This is a genomic window from Streptomyces sp. Ag109_O5-1 (assembly GCF_003814875.1).
GTDB classification, from domain to species: domain Bacteria; phylum Actinomycetota; class Actinomycetes; order Streptomycetales; family Streptomycetaceae; genus Streptomyces; species Streptomyces sasae.
Genome location: NZ_RKQF01000001.1, coordinates 5,745,410 through 5,764,895, shown reverse-complemented (window position 1 = coordinate 5,764,895; position 19,486 = coordinate 5,745,410). Strand labels below are relative to the sequence as shown.

At 70.4% G+C, this 19,486-nt stretch carries 17 protein-coding genes and 2 pseudogenes; 7 read left to right on the top strand and 12 right to left on the bottom strand.

Translation table 11 applies throughout. The annotated features are described in order from the left end of the window. The first annotated feature begins 177 nt into the window (after positions 1-177). Entirely contained in the window at positions 178-1,284 is a 1,107-nt protein-coding gene (locus tag EDD90_RS25950) for a sugar ABC transporter substrate-binding protein (protein ID WP_123975443.1), read from the top strand. Positions 1,285-1,387: 103 nt separating this feature from the next. Here EDD90_RS25950 and EDD90_RS25945 read toward each other — a convergent pair. From EDD90_RS25945 to EDD90_RS25935, 3 genes and pseudogenes are all read right to left on the bottom strand, one after another. After that, positions 1,388-2,229: pseudogene (locus EDD90_RS25945) on the bottom strand (transglutaminase N-terminal domain-containing protein). Position 2,230: 1 nt separating this feature from the next. Further along, on the bottom strand, positions 2,231-3,163 hold the full coding sequence (locus EDD90_RS25940; protein ID WP_123975442.1) for an alpha-E domain-containing protein: 933 nt from the start codon (positions 3,161-3,163) through the stop codon (positions 2,231-2,233). Next, positions 3,160-4,707: a circularly permuted type 2 ATP-grasp protein gene (locus tag EDD90_RS25935; RefSeq protein ID WP_123975441.1), complete on the bottom strand. Its 1,548-nt coding sequence runs from the start codon at positions 4,705-4,707 to the stop codon at positions 3,160-3,162. The genes EDD90_RS25940 and EDD90_RS25935 overlap by 4 nt, the downstream gene beginning before the upstream one ends. Positions 4,708-5,100: 393 nt before the next feature. Here EDD90_RS25935 and EDD90_RS25930 point away from each other — a divergent pair, with 393 nt between their 5' ends. Beyond that, positions 5,101-6,162, top strand: a complete 1,062-nt coding sequence (locus tag EDD90_RS25930; RefSeq protein ID WP_123975440.1) for a helix-turn-helix transcriptional regulator — start codon at positions 5,101-5,103, stop codon at positions 6,160-6,162. Here the strand turns inward: EDD90_RS25930 and EDD90_RS25925 are convergent. From EDD90_RS25925 to EDD90_RS25915, 3 genes are read right to left on the bottom strand one after another with little or no spacing between them, the layout of a single operon-like run. Beyond that, on the bottom strand, positions 6,116-7,099 hold the full coding sequence (locus EDD90_RS25925; protein ID WP_123975439.1) for a helix-turn-helix transcriptional regulator: 984 nt from the start codon (positions 7,097-7,099) through the stop codon (positions 6,116-6,118). The genes EDD90_RS25930 and EDD90_RS25925 overlap by 47 nt on opposite strands. Further along, the gene (locus EDD90_RS25920) at positions 7,096-8,094 is read right to left on the bottom strand and encodes a helix-turn-helix transcriptional regulator (protein WP_123975438.1); all 999 of its coding nucleotides are present in this window, start codon (positions 8,092-8,094) and stop codon (positions 7,096-7,098) included. The genes EDD90_RS25925 and EDD90_RS25920 overlap by 4 nt, the downstream gene beginning before the upstream one ends. Further along, complete coding sequence (locus EDD90_RS25915; protein ID WP_123975437.1) at positions 8,091-9,056, bottom strand: helix-turn-helix transcriptional regulator; 966 nt, start codon at positions 9,054-9,056, stop codon at positions 8,091-8,093. Before EDD90_RS25915 ends, EDD90_RS25920 begins: the two co-directional genes overlap by 4 nt. A 376-nt stretch (positions 9,057-9,432) precedes the next feature. On the opposite strand from EDD90_RS25915, the gene EDD90_RS25910 reads away from it, so the two are divergent. Next, on the top strand, positions 9,433-9,729 hold the full coding sequence (locus EDD90_RS25910; protein ID WP_046730465.1) for a (2Fe-2S)-binding protein: 297 nt from the start codon (positions 9,433-9,435) through the stop codon (positions 9,727-9,729). 193 nt (positions 9,730-9,922) lie between these two features. Here EDD90_RS25910 and EDD90_RS25905 read toward each other — a convergent pair whose 3' ends face one another. Then, positions 9,923-10,336 (bottom strand): pyridoxamine 5'-phosphate oxidase family protein, encoded by a 414-nt coding sequence (locus EDD90_RS25905; protein WP_123975436.1) that lies wholly within the window; start codon positions 10,334-10,336, stop codon positions 9,923-9,925. Positions 10,337-10,449: 113 nt separating this feature from the next. Between EDD90_RS25905 and clpB the strand changes: the two genes are divergently transcribed. Then, positions 10,450-13,059, top strand: a complete 2,610-nt coding sequence (gene clpB, locus EDD90_RS25900; RefSeq protein ID WP_123975435.1) for an ATP-dependent chaperone ClpB — start codon at positions 10,450-10,452, stop codon at positions 13,057-13,059. Positions 13,060-13,276: 217 nt separating this feature from the next. Beyond that, positions 13,277-13,819 (top strand): YbjN domain-containing protein, encoded by a 543-nt coding sequence (locus tag EDD90_RS25895; RefSeq protein WP_123975434.1) that lies wholly within the window; start codon positions 13,277-13,279, stop codon positions 13,817-13,819. 6 nt (positions 13,820-13,825) lie between these two features. On the opposite strand, the gene EDD90_RS25890 is transcribed toward EDD90_RS25895, so the two are convergent. Then, positions 13,826-15,004 carry a hypothetical protein gene (locus EDD90_RS25890; protein WP_394365551.1) on the bottom strand — a complete coding sequence of 393 codons (1,179 nt, stop codon included), beginning with the start codon at positions 15,002-15,004 and terminating at the stop codon, positions 13,826-13,828. Positions 15,005-15,142: 138 nt separating this feature from the next. Between EDD90_RS25890 and EDD90_RS25885 the strand changes: the two genes are divergently transcribed. Then, on the top strand, positions 15,143-15,736 hold the full coding sequence (locus EDD90_RS25885) for a DUF402 domain-containing protein (RefSeq protein ID WP_123975433.1): 594 nt from the start codon (positions 15,143-15,145) through the stop codon (positions 15,734-15,736). Between the two features lie 152 nt (positions 15,737-15,888). Here EDD90_RS25885 and EDD90_RS25880 read toward each other — a convergent pair whose 3' ends face one another. Both EDD90_RS25880 and EDD90_RS25875 read right to left on the bottom strand, forming a co-directional pair. Further along, positions 15,889-16,104 (bottom strand): hypothetical protein, encoded by a 216-nt coding sequence (locus EDD90_RS25880; RefSeq protein WP_123975432.1) that lies wholly within the window; start codon positions 16,102-16,104, stop codon positions 15,889-15,891. 26 nt (positions 16,105-16,130) lie between these two features. Then, a pseudogene (locus EDD90_RS25875) lies at positions 16,131-16,289 on the bottom strand (aminotransferase); the annotation flags it as partial. A 199-nt stretch (positions 16,290-16,488) separates the two neighbouring features. Between EDD90_RS25875 and EDD90_RS25870 the strand changes: the two are divergent. Continuing rightward, entirely contained in the window at positions 16,489-17,043 is a 555-nt protein-coding gene (locus EDD90_RS25870; protein ID WP_123975431.1) for a Uma2 family endonuclease, read from the top strand. 364 nt (positions 17,044-17,407) lie between these two features. Here EDD90_RS25870 and EDD90_RS25865 read toward each other — a convergent pair whose 3' ends face one another. Both EDD90_RS25865 and EDD90_RS25860 read right to left on the bottom strand, forming a co-directional pair. Beyond that, positions 17,408-18,598, bottom strand: a complete 1,191-nt coding sequence (locus EDD90_RS25865; protein WP_123975430.1) for a pyridoxal phosphate-dependent aminotransferase — start codon at positions 18,596-18,598, stop codon at positions 17,408-17,410. Between the two features lie 191 nt (positions 18,599-18,789). Then, positions 18,790-19,341, bottom strand: coding sequence for a hypothetical protein (locus tag EDD90_RS25860; protein ID WP_123975429.1), 552 nt, complete (start codon positions 19,339-19,341; stop codon positions 18,790-18,792). Positions 19,342-19,486: the final 145 nt, after the last annotated feature.

The following is a 19,486-nucleotide window of genomic DNA, read 5'->3' as shown; positions in this document are numbered from 1 at the left end:
CCGTAAAGGGCGTTTGGAGATGGTTCCGCTGACTCTTCACACGATCGGCGGAGCGTGGTGTTGCGCACTCGTTAAGTGATTCCGCTTGACGCCGGGTACGGCCTCCGCGTTGGCTTTTCAGACATCTGGGTCGCAAAGCAGCCCCACGTTCGGAACGCACCTGAAGTGAGCCCCCGTATGCGTCGTATAGCCATGTTCGTGGCCGCGTCCACGATGACCCTCTCGCTCGCCGGTTGCGGCATGCTCGACGCGACGGGTTCATCGACCTCCGCGACACCGACCAAGGGCAACGACATCACCGTGGGTGTGCTGATGCCGGACACCATCAACACCCGGTACACGAACTTCGACTACCCGATCATGGCGTCCAAGATCGCGGAGCTCACGAACAAGCAGGGTCACGTCACCTACGCGAACGCCGCGTCCTCCGCCTCCAAGCAGGTGACGCAGATGCAGAAGATGATCGACGACAAGGTCGACGTGATCATCCTGGACGCCGTCGACGCGCACGGCATCGCGAGCTCGGTGAAGAAGGCCAAGGACGCGGGCATCCCGGTCATCGCCTACGACCGTCTCGCCGAGGGCCCGATCGACTCCTACGTCTCCTTCGACAACGAGCTGGTGGGCGAGGTGCAGGCCCGTACCCTCCTCGAAGGCCTCGGGTCGAACGTCGACACCTCCGACAAGGTCATCATGGTCAACGGCTCGCCGACCGACCCGAACGCCAAGCAGTTCAAGACGGGCGCCCTGTCCGAGCTGAGCGGCAAGGTGACGATCGCGGCGTCGTACGACACCGACAAGTGGGACCCGGTGATCGCCCAGAAGGAGACAGCCAAGGCGGTCGCCGCGATCGGCAAGGACAACGTCGCCGCGGTCTACTCCGCGAACGACGCCATGGCGGGCGGCATCATCAAGGCCCTCAAGGCGGACGGCGTCACGAACATGCCGCCGATCACCGGCCAGGACGCCGACCTCGACGCGATCCAGCGGATCCTCGCGGGCGAGCAGTACATGACCGTCTACAAGCCCTACCCGGACGAGGCCGAGGCCGCCGCCGAGATGGCCGTCTACAAGGTGCAGGGCAAGGACATCCAGTTCGACGCGCTCACCCAGGACCAGGTCGACAGCCCGACCACCAAGAACATCCCGTCCCAGCTGGTGCAGGTCAACGCCGTGACCAAGAGCAAGATCAAGGACACCGTCGTCGCCGACGGCATCTACAAGGTCTCGCAGATCTGCACGGCCGAGTACAAGTCGGCGTGCGCGGCGGTGGGTCTCAAGTAGGCCCACGCGGCGGGAGCCCGCGCCCCAAAGGGACGCGGGCCGTGTCGATGTGCGGCGGCTGTCGCCGCGTGGGCGCGACCGGCCCCCACCGTCCCGCAGCCGACTACGCGACCCTTGTGAACTCCACACTCACCTCCGGGGCCCCTCCGGGAACCCCCCGGTAGACCCCTTGTGCGGAGTCACGTCGTCGTAGTCCCGGCCCCGGGCCACCACCACATGCGACTCGTCCGCCCGTACCCGGTTCGTGGGGTCGTACCCGCACCACTCGCCCGCCCAGTACTCGATCCACGCGTGGCTCTGCCCGGCGACGGGCCGGTGCAGCTCCGCCTCCCGCTCCGGGTGCAGATAGCCCGAGACGTACCGGGTCGGCAGCCCCACCCCGCGCAGCAGCGCGATCGTCAGATGCGTGATGTCCTGGCACACCCCCGCCCGCTGGGCCCATGCCTCCGCGGGGGACGTGTTCACCCCGGTCGCCCCCGGAAGGTACGCCACCCGGTCGGCGACCATCTCGGAGACGGCCGCCGCGGCCTCGTGCGGCGCCAGCCCGGCGGCGGCGCCCCGCGCCTTCCTGACCAGCTTCTTCGGTACCGTCGTACGCTCCGTGGGGCCGATGAACTCCAGGAGGCGTGAGCCGGCCGCCCGTTCGGACAGCTCACCCCAGGTGGGCGCGGTGGGCAACGGCCCCGGCGCCGAGGTCTCCACCAGGCTGGACGCCGTGATCGTCAGATCCTCGTGCGGATCCATCAGGTCGAAGCCGGTGACCTGGGTGCCCCAGTAGTCCCAGTACGACCACACCGAGGTCGCGGGACTGACCGTGACCCGTGCGTCCAGGGTCGTCTGTCCCGGCAGGGTGAGCGGGGTCATCCGGACCTCGTTGTGCGAGGAGGAGGCGGGCTGGGCGTAGGAGACCCGGGTGGTGTGCCGGATGCGGAGGCGACGAGCCATGTCAGGCTCCTTCCTGGGCCCACTCCACGGGCCCCTGGTACGGGAAGAACCGCTCCGCGACCGCGTCGGCGGAGGCCATGCAGGCCTGTTGCAGGTCCCGGAGCAGGACCGGCAGCTGTTCTTCCAGGGAGGCGGTGTCCAGGTATTCGAGGCGGGTGCGGGCCCGGCCGATGGGGGAGCGCGCCGGATCCTGACGGGGCCGGCCGAGCGCGGCCAGGCACTCCTCCGCCGTGCTCAGCGCGTGCAGGGCCGAGCGCGGGAAGTCCCGGTCCAGGAGCAGGTACTCGGCCACCCGCGGGGTGTCCCCGAACCCGCTGTGCACCCGCGCGTAGGCCTCGTCGGCCCCGCTGGCGCTGAGCAGCGTCGGCCAGTCCGGCGCGTGCGCCGCGTCCAGTACGCGCACCGACAGCAGCCGTACGGTCATGTCGACCCGTTCCAGGCTGCGTCCGAGGACCACGAACCGCCAGCTGTCGTCCCGGCTCATGGTGGAGTCGGCGAGCCCGAAGAACAGGGCGGCCCGGCTGCGGACCAGCTCCAGGTAGGCGTACGGGCCGGTGCGGCGGGCCGCCCGTCGCTGGTCGGCGAGCGCGTGCCAGGTGGAGTTGAGGCACTCCCACATCTCGGAGGAGACGGCCTCGCGGGCGCTGCGCGCGTTCAGCCGGGCCGCGCTCAGGGCGCCCTCGATGGAGCACGTGGAGCGGGCGTCGAAGGCGAGCTGGTCCAGGACCTGCTGCATGTCCACCCGCTGCGCGCCGGCGTCCACGCCGAGGATCGCATACAGCGAGCGGCAGGCGGCGTCCTCGTCGCGCCAGGGGTCCTCCAGCATCCGGTGCAGATAGGCGTCGAGGATGCGGCCGGTGGCATCGGCCCGTTCGACATACCGTCCGGTCCAGGTCAGCGACTCGGCGATACGGGAGAGGATCACGTCGTTCACTGCTGCTGCGCTCCTTCCGGTACGACGGCACGGGTGCCGTCGGGGCCCAGGCGGCGCGGGGCGATCGCGGGGATCGGGCCCGTGCCGGCCGGCGCCGGGCGCTCGGCGGGGCCCTCGGCGAGTACCCAGGTGTCCTTGGAGCCGCCGCCCTGGCTGGAGTTGACGATCAGGTTGCCCTCCTGGAGGGCGACCCGGGTGAGGCCGCCGGGCAGCACCCAGATGTCGTCGCCGTCGTTCACGGCGAACGGGCGCAGGTCGATGTGGCGCGGGGCCATGCGGTCACCCGCGAGGGTGGGAGAGGTGGAGAGGGCGACCGGGCGCTGCGCGATGAAGCCGCGCGGGTCGGCGGCGACCGCTTTGCGAGTGCGTTCCAGGGTGTCCCGGTCGGCCTTCGGGCCGATGACGATCCCCTGCCCGCCGGCCCCGTCCACGGGCTTCACCACGAGCTGGTCCAGCTGGTCGAGGACCGCCTCCAACTGGCCCGGTTCATCGGGCCGGTAGGACTCCACATTGGGGAGAACCGGTTCCTCGCCGAGGTAGTAGCGGATGAGGTCCGGGACGTAGGTGTAGAGGAGCTTGTCGTCGGCGATGCCGTTGCCGACGGCGTTCGCGAGTGTGACGTTCCCGGCGACGGCGGCGCTCAGGATGCCGGGGCAGCCGATCACCGAGTCGGGGCGGAAGTGCAGCGGGTCGAGGAAGTCGTCGTCGAGCCGCCGGTACACGACGTGCACGGGCACCTCGCCCCGGGTCGTCCGCATCCACACCCGGTTGCTGCGGCACACCAGGTCGTGGCCCTCCACCAGCTGCACGCCCATCAGCCGGGCGAGCAGGGCGTGTTCGAAGTAGGCCGCGTTGCTGGGGCCGGGGGTGAGGACGACGACCCGGGGGTCGCTCGCCGCCCCGCCGGGCGCCGCGGCCCGCAGCGCGGCCAGCAGCCGCTGTGGGTACCCGTCGACCGGCAGCACGTGCTGTTCGGCGAAGAGGGAGGGAAAGACCCGGGTCATGGCCCTGCGGTTCTCGATGACGTACGACACCCCGCTCGGCACCCGCACGTTGTCCTCCAGCACCCGGAAGGCGCCGGCCTCGTCCCGGACCAGGTCGATCCCGGCCACATGGATGCGCACCCCGCCGGGCGGCTCCACCGCGTGCGCCGCCCGGTGGAAGTGCGGTGAGCCCAGCAGCAGCCGCCAGGGGACCACACCGTCCTCGAAGGCGCGGGCATGTCCGTAGGCGTCGGCGAGATAGGCCTCCAGGGCCCGTACCCGCTGGGCGACGCCTCTTCGTATGAGATCCCATTCCAGGGCGTCGAGGATCCTGGGCACCAGGTCCAGCGGCCAGGGCCGCTCCTCGCCCGCGAAGGCGTAGGTCACGCCCCGGTCGGTGAAGGCACGGGCCATCTGGTCGGCCCGGAAGCGCAGTTCACTCGGCTCGATCGGCTGAAGTGCCGCCAGCACCGGCTCATAGGCGGTCCTGACCTCACCCGGCCGCACAAACATCTCGTCCCACGCGTCGGCCAACGCGTACGCGTCAAATATGTCCGCCATGAGGGGACGTTAGAGCGGGCACGTAACGCGGCGATCACTGGCGGATTTCGGGGATCCGCCTGGTCCTCCACGTCACGTGCCCGCGAGCGGCCCTCCCCGCAACGCAACTCCCCCGTGGACGCGTTGCGCGGGTGCTCCGGCCCGCGGGGGATGCCGGCCGGAGCACCCACCGGGCGTCCGGCAACGCCCGTGGGAAGCGGTTCCCACCTTGCCTTCCGCACCCCATGCGCACCACCGTCATCTTGTTGCAACGCGGGCTGCGGAGGCCGGACGATACCCCGTCGTACCGGTGCATTACGGCGCCCGGTGCGAGGGGAGCCGTGTTGCGGAGCCGGTCCGGACCGCTCATAGTTGCGCTGCGGAAGAGGCAGCAAACCGGGGGTGGAATGGGCGATGACCGGGCACGGGGCGGAGGAGCATCCACACGGTGCCGACCGGCTGTGCGCCGCCGGGGACCGTGTCTACTCCCGGGCCGTGCGCCGGGGCCGGGTGCCGCGCACGGACGCCGACGCGGTGCCCTGTCTGCTGGAGCTGGCGCTGCTGCACCCGGACCCCGACGACATGGACTGGCTGGTGCCGACCTCCCCGCAGGAGGTCATGACCCGGCTGCTGCGCGGGGTCTACGACGAGGTCACGGACAGCCAGCGGCGGATGGGCTCGGCGGTGGCGGCGTTCGACTGGTACGCCGGTCTGGGACGGCAGTTGCGGGCCGCGTCGGCCTCCGCCGAGGGCACGGCGGCGATCCGGGTCCTTGACGGGCTGTCGCGGATCCAGGCGGCCATGGACGAGGCGACCCAGGCGTGCACGACCGAGGTGCTGACCGTGCAGCCGGGCGGCATCCGCCGCGAGTCCGAGCTGACCGAGGGCCTGCACCGGGCCGTCGCCCTGCGCGGCCGGGGCGTGCGGATGCGCGACCTGTACACGCATGTCGCCCGGCACGGCCAGGGGCTGCTCAACTACCTGGAGCTGATGGGCGACGCGGTGGAGGCCCGCACCCTCGACGAGGTCATCGACCGCCTGATCCTCTTCGACCGCACGGTGGCGTTCATCCCCGCGAACGCCGACCGCACGATGGCCCTGGAGCTGCGCCATCCCGCTCTGGTCGGGTACCTGGTCACCGTCTTCGAACGGCTCTGGCGGCTGGCGATCCCGCTCACCGCCCCTCTCCCCGACACCGGTATCGAGGGCATCTCACATAGGGAGCAATCCATTGCGGCGCTCCTTGCGGAGGGCCACCAGGACGCGGTGATCGCCGAGCGCCTGGGCATCAGCGTGCGTACCTGCCGCGCCCATATCGCGCGCCTCTCGGAGACCCTGGGCGCGGCCAGCCGTACCCAACTGGGTGTGCGGATAGCGCAGGTGGGGCTGGACCGGCCGCCCGGCGGGACGAGCGGTCCGCCGGCCGTGGTCAGCCTTCCTGATCTTCCTGGGCAAGGATCCCCGAGCGTCCGATGAGATAGCCGAGTTGGGCGCGGCTCTCGCTGCCGAGGGTCGCGGCGAGCTTGGCGATGTGGTCGCGGGCGGTGCGGATGTTCATGCCGAGGCGTTCGGCGATGACGGCGTCGGTGTGGCCCTCGACGAGGAGGGCGGCGATGGCCTGCTGGCGGGGGGTGATGCCGTTGACGGTGGGGCGGCGTTCCGGTTTGGGGAACATGGGTGTGGCGAGCTGCCAGAGCCGGTTGAAGGTGGTGACCAGGTAGCCGACCAGGGCGGGGTGGCGGACTTCCAGGGCGAGGGTGCCTTCGGCGTCGGCGGGGACGAAGGCGACCGTCTGGTCGATGACGATGAGGCGGTCGGGGACCTCGTCGAGGCTGCGGCCGGTGCTGTCGCCCTTCAGGTGCTCGACATAGGTGTAGACGCTCGGCACATGGCGCAGCGAGTGCTGGTAGAGGGTGCGAATGCGGCCGCCGCCGTCCAGGAAGGCCTGGTCCCGGGCGAGGGCGATCTGCTGGGCGGCTGCGCCGCGCGGGCCGACGAGGCCGACACGCGGCTGGATGCCGATGACCTCCGTGGTCGCCTCCGCCAGTGCCTGCGAAATGGCCCGGTTGATCTGCTGGGTACCGCTGAGCAGGTGCAGGGGCGCGATGTCCGGAGCCGCCCGCCCGTTGATCTGCGTCAGTGGTTCGAACAGGTCCACCAGCCGGTTCTCGCGGTGCCGTTCGGCGGCGACGCGGCTGCGGGCCGCGCGCAGGAGCCGGTGCAGGGCTGCTGCGGGGGTCACGGGTTGCAGCCGGGTGACGTCGTCCAGTGCGGGGTGGAGGAGGCCGAAGTCGGTGAGGCAGGGTGTGTCGGCGGCGTCCTCGGCGGTGATGTGTCCGGTGCGCAGGGCGCGTTCGTAGAGTGCGGCGCCGGCCGGGCACAGCTCGTCGACGCCGTGCTCGCAGCGGCTCATCGCACGGGCGCCGGTTCGTCGAGGATCCCCGACTGACCTATCAGAAAGCCGAGTTGGGCGCGGCTCTCGCTGCCGAGGGTGGCGGCGAGCTTGGCGATGTGGACGCGGGCGGTGCGCACGTTCATGCCGAGGCGTTCGGCGATGACGGCGTCGGTGTGGCCCTCGACGAGGAGGGCGGCGATGGCCTGCTGGCGGGGGGTGATGCCGTTGACGGTGGGGCGCTGCTCGGTCTTGGGGAACATCGGGGTGGCCAGGCGCCAGAGCCGTTCGAAGGTGGTGGTCAGGTACTTGACCAGGGCGGGGTGGCGGACTTCCAGGGCAAGGGTGCCGTCGGCGTTGGCAGGGACGAAGGCGACCGTCTGGTCGATGAGCACGAGCCGGTCGGGCACCTCGTCGAGGCCGCGGGCCTCATTGTCGCCCTTCAGGTCCTCGGCGTAGGTGTACACGTTCGGCAGATGGCGCAGGGTGTGCTGGTAGAGCGTGCGAATGCGGCCGCCGCGGTCGAGGAACGTCTGGTCGCGCTCGTGGGCGGCCGGGAGGGCCGCCTCGCCGCGTTCACCGACCAGGCCGGCGTGCGGCTGGACGCAGAGGACTTCCAGCCGGGCCTCGGCCATGGCCTCGTCGAGCGCCTGGTTGATCCGCCGGGTGCCGCTCAGCAGCCGTAGGGCCGGGGAGTCCGTCGTCGTGCCGGGCATGCCCTGGATGGTCGTCAGCGGTCCGAGGAGTTCCAGCAGGCGCTCCTCCAGCCGCCATTCCTCGGCGATGCGGGCGCGGGATCCGCGCAGGAGCCGGTTCAGGGCGATGTCCGGGGCGACGGGCTCCAGCCGGTCGACGTCGTCCAGCGCCGGGTGGAGCAGGCCGAGGTCGACGAGGCAGGGGGCCTCGGCGACGTCCTCGGCGGACAGCCGCCCCTGGCGCAGGGCGTGTTCGTAGAGTTTCGTCCCCGCGTCGCACAGGTCCTCGATGCCGTGTTCGATGTGCGGGGTGTACGTCACCGGGTGTCACCCTCCCCCGGGAGCGTCTGTTCCAGGAGGCCGGACTGGGCGATGAGATAGCCGAGTTGGGCGCGGCTGCCGCTGCCGAGGGCCTGGGCCAGCTTGGCGATATGGGCGCGGCAGGTGCGTACGTTCATCCCCAGCCTGCGGGCGATGGCCTCGTCGACGTGGCCCTCCACGAGAAGCTTGGCGATGGAGTACTGGATCTCGGTGATGCCGTCGGAGTCGGCCGAGTACGGCCCGCCGGCGCTCATCGGCACGGCCCGGTCCCACAGGTACTCGAAGACCTTCATGAGGTAGCGGATCAGGCCGGGGTGGCGCAGTTCCAGGGCGATCTTCTGGTCGTCGCGGGCGGGGATGAACGCGATCGCTCCGTCGACGATTATCAGCCGTTCCACCAGTTCGTCGATGGTGCGGTACTCGACCTTGCCGTCCGAGAGCTGGGCCGAGTACGCCAGCTTCTCCGGGTTGTAGCGGGCCGTGTGCTGGTACAGGCTCCGGATCTTCACACCGCGTTCGATCAGGGCCCGGTCGCGTTCAAGGCTCTTCAGCAGGCTGCTCTCCGAGATGCGGTCGGACGGCTGTACCGTGACGAGTTCGGTGCGGACCTGCGAAGTGGCGAGGTTGAGGGCCGCGTTGATCCGGTCGCCGCCTTCCAGGACGGTGATGGAGTCGCTGGGGGTGTTCACCTCCGCGCCGATCGACATGAAGGGCTCGAATATCTGGGAGAGCTCGACCGACAGTTGTCTGCGCTCGGTGATCTCGCGCTCGATCGGGTTCAGCCGGCGGGCCAGTGCGATGGCCGGCGGGACCGGCCGCAACCAGTCGGCGTCGTCCGGATCCGGATGGAGAAGCGCGAACTCCATCAGACAGGGAGCGGCTTCCGCGTCCTTGCGGGCGACGCGTCCTGAGCGCAGGGAGATGGCGTAAAGACGGCGGCCTTCGTCACACAGCTCGGTCATCGGATGAGGATGTGCCGCTTTCGCCCGATTGGTTGCCAAATCTCCACCCCCCAGGGTCCTGAACATGCAGGAACATGATGCACTGATCCTGTGGCCACGACGTGCCCGAATGAGCCATCGTCGTACCTGGCGGGGGAAAAGGGGACCTTCAAGTGAGGAACGAAGCCGACAATGCGTAACAGACTGCTTCGCTCGGTGCTCGTCGCCGCCTTCTCCGTCCTGGTGGTCGTGGGAGGTCTCCGTGGAGTGTCCGACAAGAAAGGCGAAGTGCAGGCGATCACCGAATGGCCTGCGGTAGCTGTGAACGCCAGTACGGCAGACTGAGCTGGGAGCTGACGTGACCACCCCACCGGACGACCGATCCTTCCGCCGCGAAATGGCCACCGCCTACCGCTCGGGCTGGCACTTCATCGACCTGGTCACCGCCATCCCCCACAGTGGTGACTCGTTGATGGTGACCGTCTTCGGTGAGCCGGTCGTCGTCACGCGGGACGAGGACGAGGACGTACGGGCCTACCGGTGTCTGCGCAAGCCCCGGGGCGCGCCACAGCCCGTCCGCTGTGCCGTCCGGTACGGAATGATCTTTGTGAACCTGGACCAACGGGACCACCGGCTGGCTGAGCCGGAGGTGCCGGACGTGAGGACCATCTCGGCCACCCCCCGCAGTGCCTGACGCGATTCCCCCGTCGTAAAAGATCGCTCAGGTGCTTCCCCCAGCAGCGGCGTCACCGTGACCTGAACACGGTGACGCCGCTGCAGTTTTCGGGGGACATTTCGAGGTATCGACCGTTTCCGGTCAACGTTCACGGTGGCCGAAACCCGCCGGTAGAACGGGGTGGTCGCCCCGAGGTGCCGGCCCGCTCCGCTCACCCCCGCCCCAGTGCGCCCTCCACCTCGATCTCGATGACCACCCGGGACGGGTTCTCCCCGGGGGTTCTCCCGTACCGCTCCGCGTACCGCCGCTCGGCCTCCGCCACCCGTCCCGGCTCGGTCCGGACGTACGCCCGCCCCTCCAGCGTCGCCCACCGCCGCCCGGCCACCTGGCACACCGCCACCCGGGCCCCGTCCGGCCCGGCGCCCAGCACATGGGACACCTTCGTGCTCGTCTTGTTGGTGATCACCCGAGCCAGCCGCGCCTCCGGGTCGTATGTCACCCCGACGGGAACGACATGCGGGCTGCCGTCGGGCCGCAGTGTCGTGAGGGTGCACAGGTGGCGTTCCTGCCAGAAGCTGACGTAGGCCTCGTCCGGTGCGGACGGGTTCACGCGGTATGTACTCATGGCCTGAAAGCTAGTCGCCGGAAGGACTCCCGACTCCACCTTGAGTGGAATAGACTCAACTTTATGTACGTTGACGGAGTCAGTCGTACGACGCCGAGGAGGAGAACGCGAACGTGGACGCCGAGCTGACCAACAGGAGCCGGGACGCGATCAACGCGGCCAGCAACCGTGCCGTGACCATGGGGCATGCGGACCTCACGCCTGCCCACCTGCTGCTGGCTCTGCTCCAGGGGCAGGACAACGAGAACATCACCGACCTGCTCGCGGCCGTCGACGCCGACCAGGCCGCCGTACGCCAGGGCGCCGAGCGGGCGCTGGCCGCGCTGCCCAGCGTGACCGGCTCCACGGTCGCGCCCCCGCAGCCCAACCGCGACCTGCTCGCGGTCCTCGCCGACGCCGGCGAGCGCGCCAAGGACCTGGGCGACGACTACCTCTCCACCGAGCACCTGCTCATCGGCATCGCCGCGAAGGGCGGCCCGGCCGGCGAGGTGCTCGACCGGCAGGGGGCCACCGCGAAGAAGCTGGTGGAGGCCTTCCAGAAGGCGCGCGGCGGACGCCGGGTGACCACCGCCGACCCCGAGGGCCAGTACAAGGCGCTGGAGAAGTTCGGCACCGACTTCACCGCCGCCGCCCGGGACGGCAAGCTCGACCCCGTCATCGGACGGGACCAGGAGATCCGCCGGGTCGTGCAGGTGCTGTCCCGCCGCACCAAGAACAACCCCGTGCTCATCGGTGAGCCGGGCGTCGGCAAGACCGCCGTGGTCGAGGGGCTCGCGCAGCGGATCGTCAAAGGGGACGTCCCCGAGTCGCTGAAGAACAAGCGGCTCGTCTCGCTGGACCTCGGAGCCATGGTCGCCGGGGCCAAGTACCGCGGTGAGTTCGAGGAGCGGCTCAAGACCGTCCTCGCGGAGATCAAGGACTCCGACGGGCAGATCATCACCTTCATCGACGAGCTGCACACGGTCGTCGGCGCGGGCGCCGGCGGCGACTCCGCCATGGACGCCGGCAACATGCTGAAGCCGATGCTGGCCCGCGGCGAACTGCGCATGGTCGGCGCCACGACCCTCGACGAGTACCGCGAACGCATCGAGAAGGACCCGGCGTTGGAGCGGCGCTTCCAGCAAGTACTGGTCGCCGAGCCGACGGTCGAGGACACCATCGCCATCCTCCGTGGCCTGAAGGGCCGTTACGAGGCCCACCACAAGGTCCAGATCGCCGACAGCGCGCTGGTCGCCTCCGCGACCCTCTCGGACCGCTACATCACCTCCCGCTTCCTGCCCGACAAGGCCATCGACCTGGTCGACGAGGCGGCCTCCCGGCTGCGCATGGAGATCGACTCGTCCCCCGTCGAGATCGACGAACTCCAGCGCGCCGTCGACCGGTTGAAGATGGAGGAGCTGGCGCTGGAGAAGGAGACCGACCCGGCCTCCCGGGAGCGCCTGGAGAAGCTGCGCCGCGACCTCGCCGACAAGGAGGAGGACCTGCGCGGCCTCAACGCCCGCTGGGAGCGCGAGAAGCAGTCCCTGAACCGGGTCGGCGAGCTGAAGGAGAAGCTCGACGAACTGCGCGGGACCGCCGAACGCGCCCAGCGCGACGGCGACTTCGACACCGCCTCCAAGCTGCTGTACGGCGAGATCCCGCAGCTGGAGAAGGAGTTGGAGGCCGCCTCCGAGGCCGAGGAGGAGACGGCCCGGGACACCATGGTCAAGGACGAGGTCGGCTCCGACGACATCGCCGACGTGGTGGCCGCCTGGACCGGCATCCCGGCCGGCCGTCTGATGGAGGGCGAGACCCAGAAGCTGCTCCGGATGGAGGACGAGCTGGGCCGCCGGCTGATCGGTCAGACCGAGGCCGTACGAGCGGTGTCGGACGCCGTACGACGGTCCCGCGCCGGGATCGCCGACCCGGACCGCCCCACCGGCTCCTTCCTCTTCCTCGGCCCGACCGGTGTCGGCAAGACGGAACTCGCCAAGGCCCTCGCCGACTTCCTCTTCGACGACGAGCGGGCGATGGTCCGGATCGACATGTCGGAGTACAGCGAGAAGCACAGCGTGGCCCGGCTGGTCGGCGCCCCGCCCGGATACGTCGGCTACGAGGAGGGCGGCCAGCTCACTGAGGCGGTCCGCCGCAGGCCGTACACCGTGGTCCTCCTGGACGAGGTGGAGAAGGCCCACCCCGAGGTCTTCGACATCCTCCTCCAGGTGCTGGACGACGGCCGCCTCACCGACGGCCAGGGCCGCACGGTCGACTTCCGCAACACGATCCTGGTCCTCACCTCGAACCTGGGCAGCCAGTACCTGGTCGACCCGGTCCTCGGCGAGGAGGAGAAGAAGCGGCAGGTCCTGGAGACGGTCCGGCAGTCCTTCAAGCCGGAGTTCCTCAACCGGCTCGACGACCTGGTCGTCTTCTCCGCCCTGGCCAAGGACGAACTGGCCCGGATCGCCCGCCTCCAGATCGACCGGCTGGCGGGGCGCCTCGCCGACCGCCGCCTCGCCCTGGAGATCACTCCGGAGGCGCTGGCATGGCTGGCCGAGGAGGGCAACGACCCGGCGTACGGCGCCCGCCCGCTGCGCCGTCTGGTCCAGACCGCCATCGGCGACCGCCTGGCCAAGGAGATCCTGGCCGGCGAGGTCAAGGACGGCGACACCATCCGCGTGGACGCGTTCGGAGACGGCCTGATCGTGGGCCCGGTGACGGCCGGGGACACCGGAAAGACGCTGTGACGAGCGGTGCCCGGCCCTTGCGGAACCCGGCGGACCGCCGCCGGATCACCAAGGGCCGGGCACCGGGATTCGGCTGCTCGACCCGCTGATCCGGCAGGAAGTGGCGGCGCGGGGGCTGAGTCGGTTGCCCGTCACGGTCCAAGAGAGAGAGGGTGGACCTTGCGTCGGGTCTCAGTGATGACCGGACGAACCAGACGACCGCAGGAGAGTCCCACTGATGTCCATCGACCCGTCCTCGATTCCGAACTTCGGGGGCCAGCCCGAGCCGCAGCCCCAAGGACCGGCGGGCCCCGTCATCCCGGATCAGGATCTTGTGAAGCAGCTCCTCGACCAGATGGAGCTCAAGTACGTCGTCGACGACGAGGGTGACCTCGCGGCGCCGTGGGAGACGTTCCGTACGTACTTCATGTTCCGCGGAGAGGACGAGCAGGCGGTCTTCTCGGTACGGACGTTCTACGACCGCCCCCACAAGATCGACGAGAAGCCGCAGCTGCTCGAGTCCATCGACGACTGGAACCGTCGGACCCTGTGGCCCAAGGTCTACAGCCACACCCACGACGACGGCACCGTCCGTCTCATCGGTGAGGCGCAGATGCTGATCGGCATGGGCGTCGACATCAACCACTTCGTGTCGTCCACGGTCAGCTGGGTGCGGGCCGCGATCGAGTTCGACAAGTGGCTCGTCGAGCAGCTCGGCCTGGAGGAGGCCGTCAACGAGGCCGACAAGCCCGAGGACGACCAGCCCGAGGACGGCGAGTAACCGGTCCTACAGCGGCGTGTGCGCGACGACCACCAGGTACGCGCCATAGCTGAACGAGAGCCCGGCCAGGGCCGCGACCACCACGGTCGCGTGCCAGGGCCGGGCTCTCGCCGTGCGGACCAGCGCCCGGGCCAGCGGGAGCAGCAGCGGGAAGGCCGGGAGCAGGAAGCGGGGCTTGGACTCGAAGAAGCCCGAGCCGCCGAGCGTGATCAGCAGGAGCACGGCGGTGTAGACGAGGAGCGGGAGCGGGGCGCGGTCCAGGACCAGCAGGGCGCACAGGACCACGGCCGCCGCCACGATCACCAGGGTCATCGGGAAGACGAAGCGGTCGCCGTGCAGGAGCAGACGGCGGGCGAAACCGAGCGAGCCCCGGCCGAGGTCGAAGCGCGAGCCCCACAGACGCTGCACGTCGAAGTAGCCGCCCAGCCAGTTCCCGCTGCGCCGGCCCACCCACAGGACGTACGCCGTCCAGCCGAGCGGGGCGAGCGCCGCGCCCGTCCACAGCCTGTGGGCAACCCGGCCGCGGGAGCGGACGAGTTCGTGGACGGCGGCGGCGAGCACGGCCAGCGCGACGGCGAAGCCGTTCGGGCGGGACAGGCCCGCGAGAGCGGCCAGGGTGCCCGCCCACAGCCAGTTCCCGGCCAGCACCGCGTACAGGGACCAGGCGGCGAAGGCGGTCAGGACCGGTTCCGTGTACGCCATGGACAGCACGACGGAGTGCGGGAGCAGACCCCACAACAGCACCAGGGCGGTGGCCACCGCCCGGCCGTGCAGCCGGGCGCCCACCGCGTAGATGCCGGCGGCGGCGACCCCGGCGGCGGTCCAGGACACCAGCAGGCCCGCGCCCGCGCCGCTCAGCGGGGTCAGGGCCGTGAGGATGCGGATCAGGGCCGGGTAGAGCGGGAAGAACGCCAGGTCGCTGTGGACGATGCCGGGACCGAAGTACAGGGTGCGGCCATAGCCGTGTGCGGCGATGCCGAGGTACCAGGCCGAGTCCCAGGACCGGCCGAGCAGGGTCAGCGGATGCCCGCCGCCCGCCCAGGCGAGCAGCGCGAGCGCGGCCATGCCGGTGAGCCGGGCCGTGGCGAACAGCCCCATGGCGACCCCGCCCGCCGAGACGAGGGACAGCCGGGTGCCGGGTTGCTCTGCGACGGACGGGGCGAGGGCGGTACTGGCGTGGCTCACATTCGCACAGTGCAGGGGGATCGCGGTGATGTGCGAGAAATGTGCGGCAGATGGGGTAGCCGGGCACGGTTCCCGGCGTCGTGCGGACCGCCGACGGGCCTGCGGGTGCCGACCGGGGCGGCTGTTACGGTCGCGATCATGGGAAGCCGCTTGTTCGACGCGCAGGAAGTGATCGTCCGCCGCGAGATCCTGGACGGGCGTGAGTGGATGGTCTACCCGGTGCGCGTGGTCGAGGACACCGGCGACCTGCTGGCCGTCCACCTCGCCCAGGGCACCCCGCTCACCTTCGGCCCCGGGCCGTTCCGCTGGGGACCGCACCCGTGGACCGCCTTCGAGCCCTACTGGCAGTCGGAGGGTGTGCTGCAGCTCCAGCGGCCCGGCGACGGCTACTCGGTGTGGGCGCGCCACTCGGGCGGTGAGTTCACCGGCTGGTACGTCAACTTCCAGGAGCCGATGCGCCGTACCGAGCGCGGCTTCGACACCCTCGACCAGGAGCTGGACCTGCTGCTGCTGCCGGCGGACGGATCGCCGTACCGCTGGAAGGACGAGGACCACTTCGCCGAACGGCACCGCTCCGGCGGCTTCACGGACGAGGAGGCGGCGGCCGTGCGCGCGGCCGCCGCCTCCGTCGTGGAGCTGGTGGAGCGGGGCGCCGGGTGGTGGGAGGAATGGCGGGGCTGGCGGGCGCCGGAGGGATGGCAGGTACCGGAGGCGGTGCCGCTCGGCACGTAACGCGCTTCAGGCTCCGGCTGCGTGCCGCCTGAGGCGTGCGGCTCCGAGGGCTTGCGGCGTGCGGCTCCGGCGACGTGCGGCTTCGGGTCGCCGACGGCGTACCGACTTGGGCCCGTGCGGCGTGCCGCTTCGGACGTCGGCTGTGTGCCGCCTCAGGCCCCCACGGCGGGCAGCCCGGGGCCGGTCATGAGTCTGCGCAGGGCGTCCTCGGTGGCCCGGTCCGCCGGGGTGACCGCGACCAGGCACCGGTCGGAGTCGTCCGGGGTGGCCAGGTGGTCGTGGTCGTCGGGGTGCCGGGCGAGGCCGGCGCGCAGGTTGCCGACTGTCTCGCGTGCCACCCGCTCCCAGTCCAGCCGGGCCTCGCGCACCCGCGGCAGCAGGACTTCTCCGGCTCCTACGACAGCTTCCGCAGCCGCTCCGCCGCCTCCTTCAGGACCTCCGTGCGCTTGCAGAACGCGAACCGCACGAACGGCGCCCCCGCCTCCCGGTGGTCGTAGAAGACCGCGTTCGGGATGGCGACGACCCCCGCCCGCTGTGGCAGCGAACGGCAGAACTGCTTCGCCGAGCGCACCGCCGTGACCAGCTCCGGCGTGGACGTCACCCAGGCGACACCTCGTTCGTGCACTCATTCGGGTGTCGTGCAACAGGCTCACCAGAGGTATCTCCAGGACTCCCGGTGAGCCGGTCGCTGTACGGGCTCGGTGAGCGGCGCCGTCCGCCGTATCCTGAGCAGACACGGGAAGGAGCCGTTCATGAGCGTCGACGCGATCATGCACACCGAGTTCCCCAAGGGGTACACGGTCCTGTTCGGGGCCGACGGAAAGGTGATCATGACCCCGCAGAGCTTCGAGCACTCCAGCACGATCAAGTCGATGCAGTACGACACGATCGTGTCCCTCGGGCGCCATGCGAAGACCGCCTCCGACGTCTACATCGACTTCCCTGCCGACGAGAACTCCGCCCCCGATCTGGCGATCCTGCGCGAGGACGCCCGCAGGGAGGGCAAGCGCTACGGCTTCGAGGACGTCCTGCTGATCTCCGAGGTCGTCTCGACCTCCTCAGCGCGCAAGGACTACGACGACTGCACCGCGAAGTACGGCCGCTACGGCATCCCCGTCTACCTGGTCGTGGACCCCTATGCCCAGGAAGTCGTCCTGCACACCCAGCCGACGGCCACCGGTTACATCGCGGCACACACCCACAAGTACGGCACGGGCAAGCTCCCCATCCCCCTGGCCGACGGCCGCACCTTCACCCTCGACCTCGACGAGCTCCCGCGCCCGGAGCCCGAGGCGGACGCCCGCTGACGAAGGGCTCCCGCTGTGGCCGTGCCGTCGACACCGTCGTCGGACGTACTCGAACTGCCCGCGCACACCCGCCTCGCGGGAGGCGGTCAGCGCGGTCGCCGGGTCCCCGTCGGCGACCGCCATACGGGCGCGGGCGTGCAGCGGTATGGCCGCGCCCATGGGATCCGGCCGCCTCCGGGCGGGCGGCTCGCAGCACCTGGCCCGCGGCGTCCGTGACGCCCCGTTCCGGCTGGACCTGTGCGATCACACGTTCGGTGCGGCGGTGGAGAAGGCGTGTTGGAGGCGGACTTTCGGCGGCCCGCGGTAGCGGGCCCGGCGCATACCGATGCTGCCGTCCGGCAGGACCGCGTGATGCGCCGAGAACTCAGGGTGCGAGCCGTCGCAGCCGGCTGGCTGCCTCGGTGAGCACCTCGTCCTTCTTGCAGAAGGCGAAGCGGACCTGGCTGCGGCCGGCGTCGGGGTCGTCGTAGAAGACGGAGTTGGGGATGGCGACGACGCCGCAGCGTTCGGGGAGGGCTCGGCAGAAGGCGTGGGCGTCCTTCTCGCCGAGGGGGGTGATGTCGGTGGTGATGAAGTACGTGCCCTGCGGCTGGTAGACCTCGAACCCGGCCGCGCGCAGGCCGTCGCCGAGCAGGTCGCGCTTGCGCTGGAGATCGGTGCGGAAGTTGTCGAAGTACGCGTCCGGCAGGCGCAGCGCTTCGGCGACCGCGTACTGGAAGGGACCCGAGGAGACGTACGTCAGGAACTGCTTCGCCGAGCGCACCGCCGTGACCAGCTCCGGCGTGGACGTCACCCAGCCGACCTTCCAGCCCGTGAACGAGAAGGTCTTGCCGGCCGAGCCGATGGTGACCGTGCGCCCGCGCATGCCAGGGAGGGTCGCGAGGGGCACGTGCTCCGCCGCGTCGTAGACCAGGTGCTCGTACACCTCGTCCGTGACGACCAGCAGGTCCCGCTCCACCGCCAGCTCCGCGATCGCGGTCAGCTCGGCGCGGGTGAGGACCGTGCCGGTCGGGTTGTGCGGTGTGTTGATCAGCAGGAGACGGGTGCGCGGGGTGACCGCGGCGCGCAGTTCGTCGAGGTCGAGGCGGAACGCACCGCCGTCCGGGCGCAGGGTGACCGGGACGCGGGTGCCGCCGGCCATCGCGATGCAGGCCGCGTAGGAGTCGTAGTACGGCTCCAGGGCGACGACCTCGTCACCGGGCTCCACCAGGGCCAGCAGGGCGGCCGCGATGGCCTCCGTGGCGCCCGCCGTGACCAGGACCTCGGCGTCCGGGTCGTACGACAGCCCGTACCGGCGCTCCTGGTGCGCGGCGATCGCGGTACGCAGCTCGGGGACGCCCGGCCCCGGCGGGTACTGGTTGCCGCGCCCCTCGCGCAGCGCGCGCACGGCGGCCTCCCTGACCTCCTCGGGGCCGTCGGTGTCCGGGAAGCCCTGCCCCAGGTTGATGGACCCGGTGCTGAGGGCGAGCGCCGACATCTCGGCGAAGATCGTGGTCCCGAACTCGGCGAGCCGGCGATTGAGAAAAGGGCGTTCGCTGGAGGTCATGCCGGACATCCTGCGCCCAAGCTCCGGAGTTCCTCAACTCACGTTCGAGGGATGGGACCTGCGACGATGCCTCGTAGAGCCCCTCTGAGCTGGGGGAGATCTGCCGTCAACCGTCGTCATCGGTCGTCGCCGGCCGGTGTCGGACGGCGCGCGGAAAATGGTCCGTCGGCTTGCCGGCGGACCTTCATGGACGATCGAGGCTAGGAGACCTGGAAGCGGACGTTGCGCTGTGGGATTCCGTGCCGGGTCGCTTGCTCCTGAAGAGCCTTGACCAGATCGGGTTCGGCCCCCAGAGCCACGAGCGCCATGGGGGCCGCACCGTGCCGCGTGAGTTCGACCCGGTTGATGACCGTCAGCAGCACGGCTCCGTACGAACGCTTCAGCGTGGACACCTCGGCCCACGTCACCGCGTCCCGTACCTGACCGAACAGGTCGGTGACGACCACACCGCCGGGATAGAGGTGGCATCTGTTCATCTGAAGGTCGGCGGATACGCGGCGCCATGCCGGCCCGATACCCCACGCGGCGAGCAGCAGGGCTGTGACGACAGCGACCTTGAGCAGCACCGAGGGGGGTCTGAAGCAGACCAGTGCGACGAGACTGAGAGTCAGCACGAGCATGAGGCCCCGCCGGGCGAGTTGCCCAAGACTGCCCATCACGCCCGTGATGGCGTAGGTCCGGCGCGACCGGCCGAGCCCGAGTTCGTCCGCGCGCTTCTGCACGGCAGCACCCCGTCTCTGGGGCAAGGTCATGTTCTCTCTCCATCAGTGCCGGCCCGCCTGTGGCCAGACGGGGCCACCACCGTCGCCAACCGCAGTTCCGGGGGCATCGGGGAAAACACTGAATCCCGTACCTACAGCCGGGGAGGAGCTCGGCCCGCAGACGGTCCGGTGATCT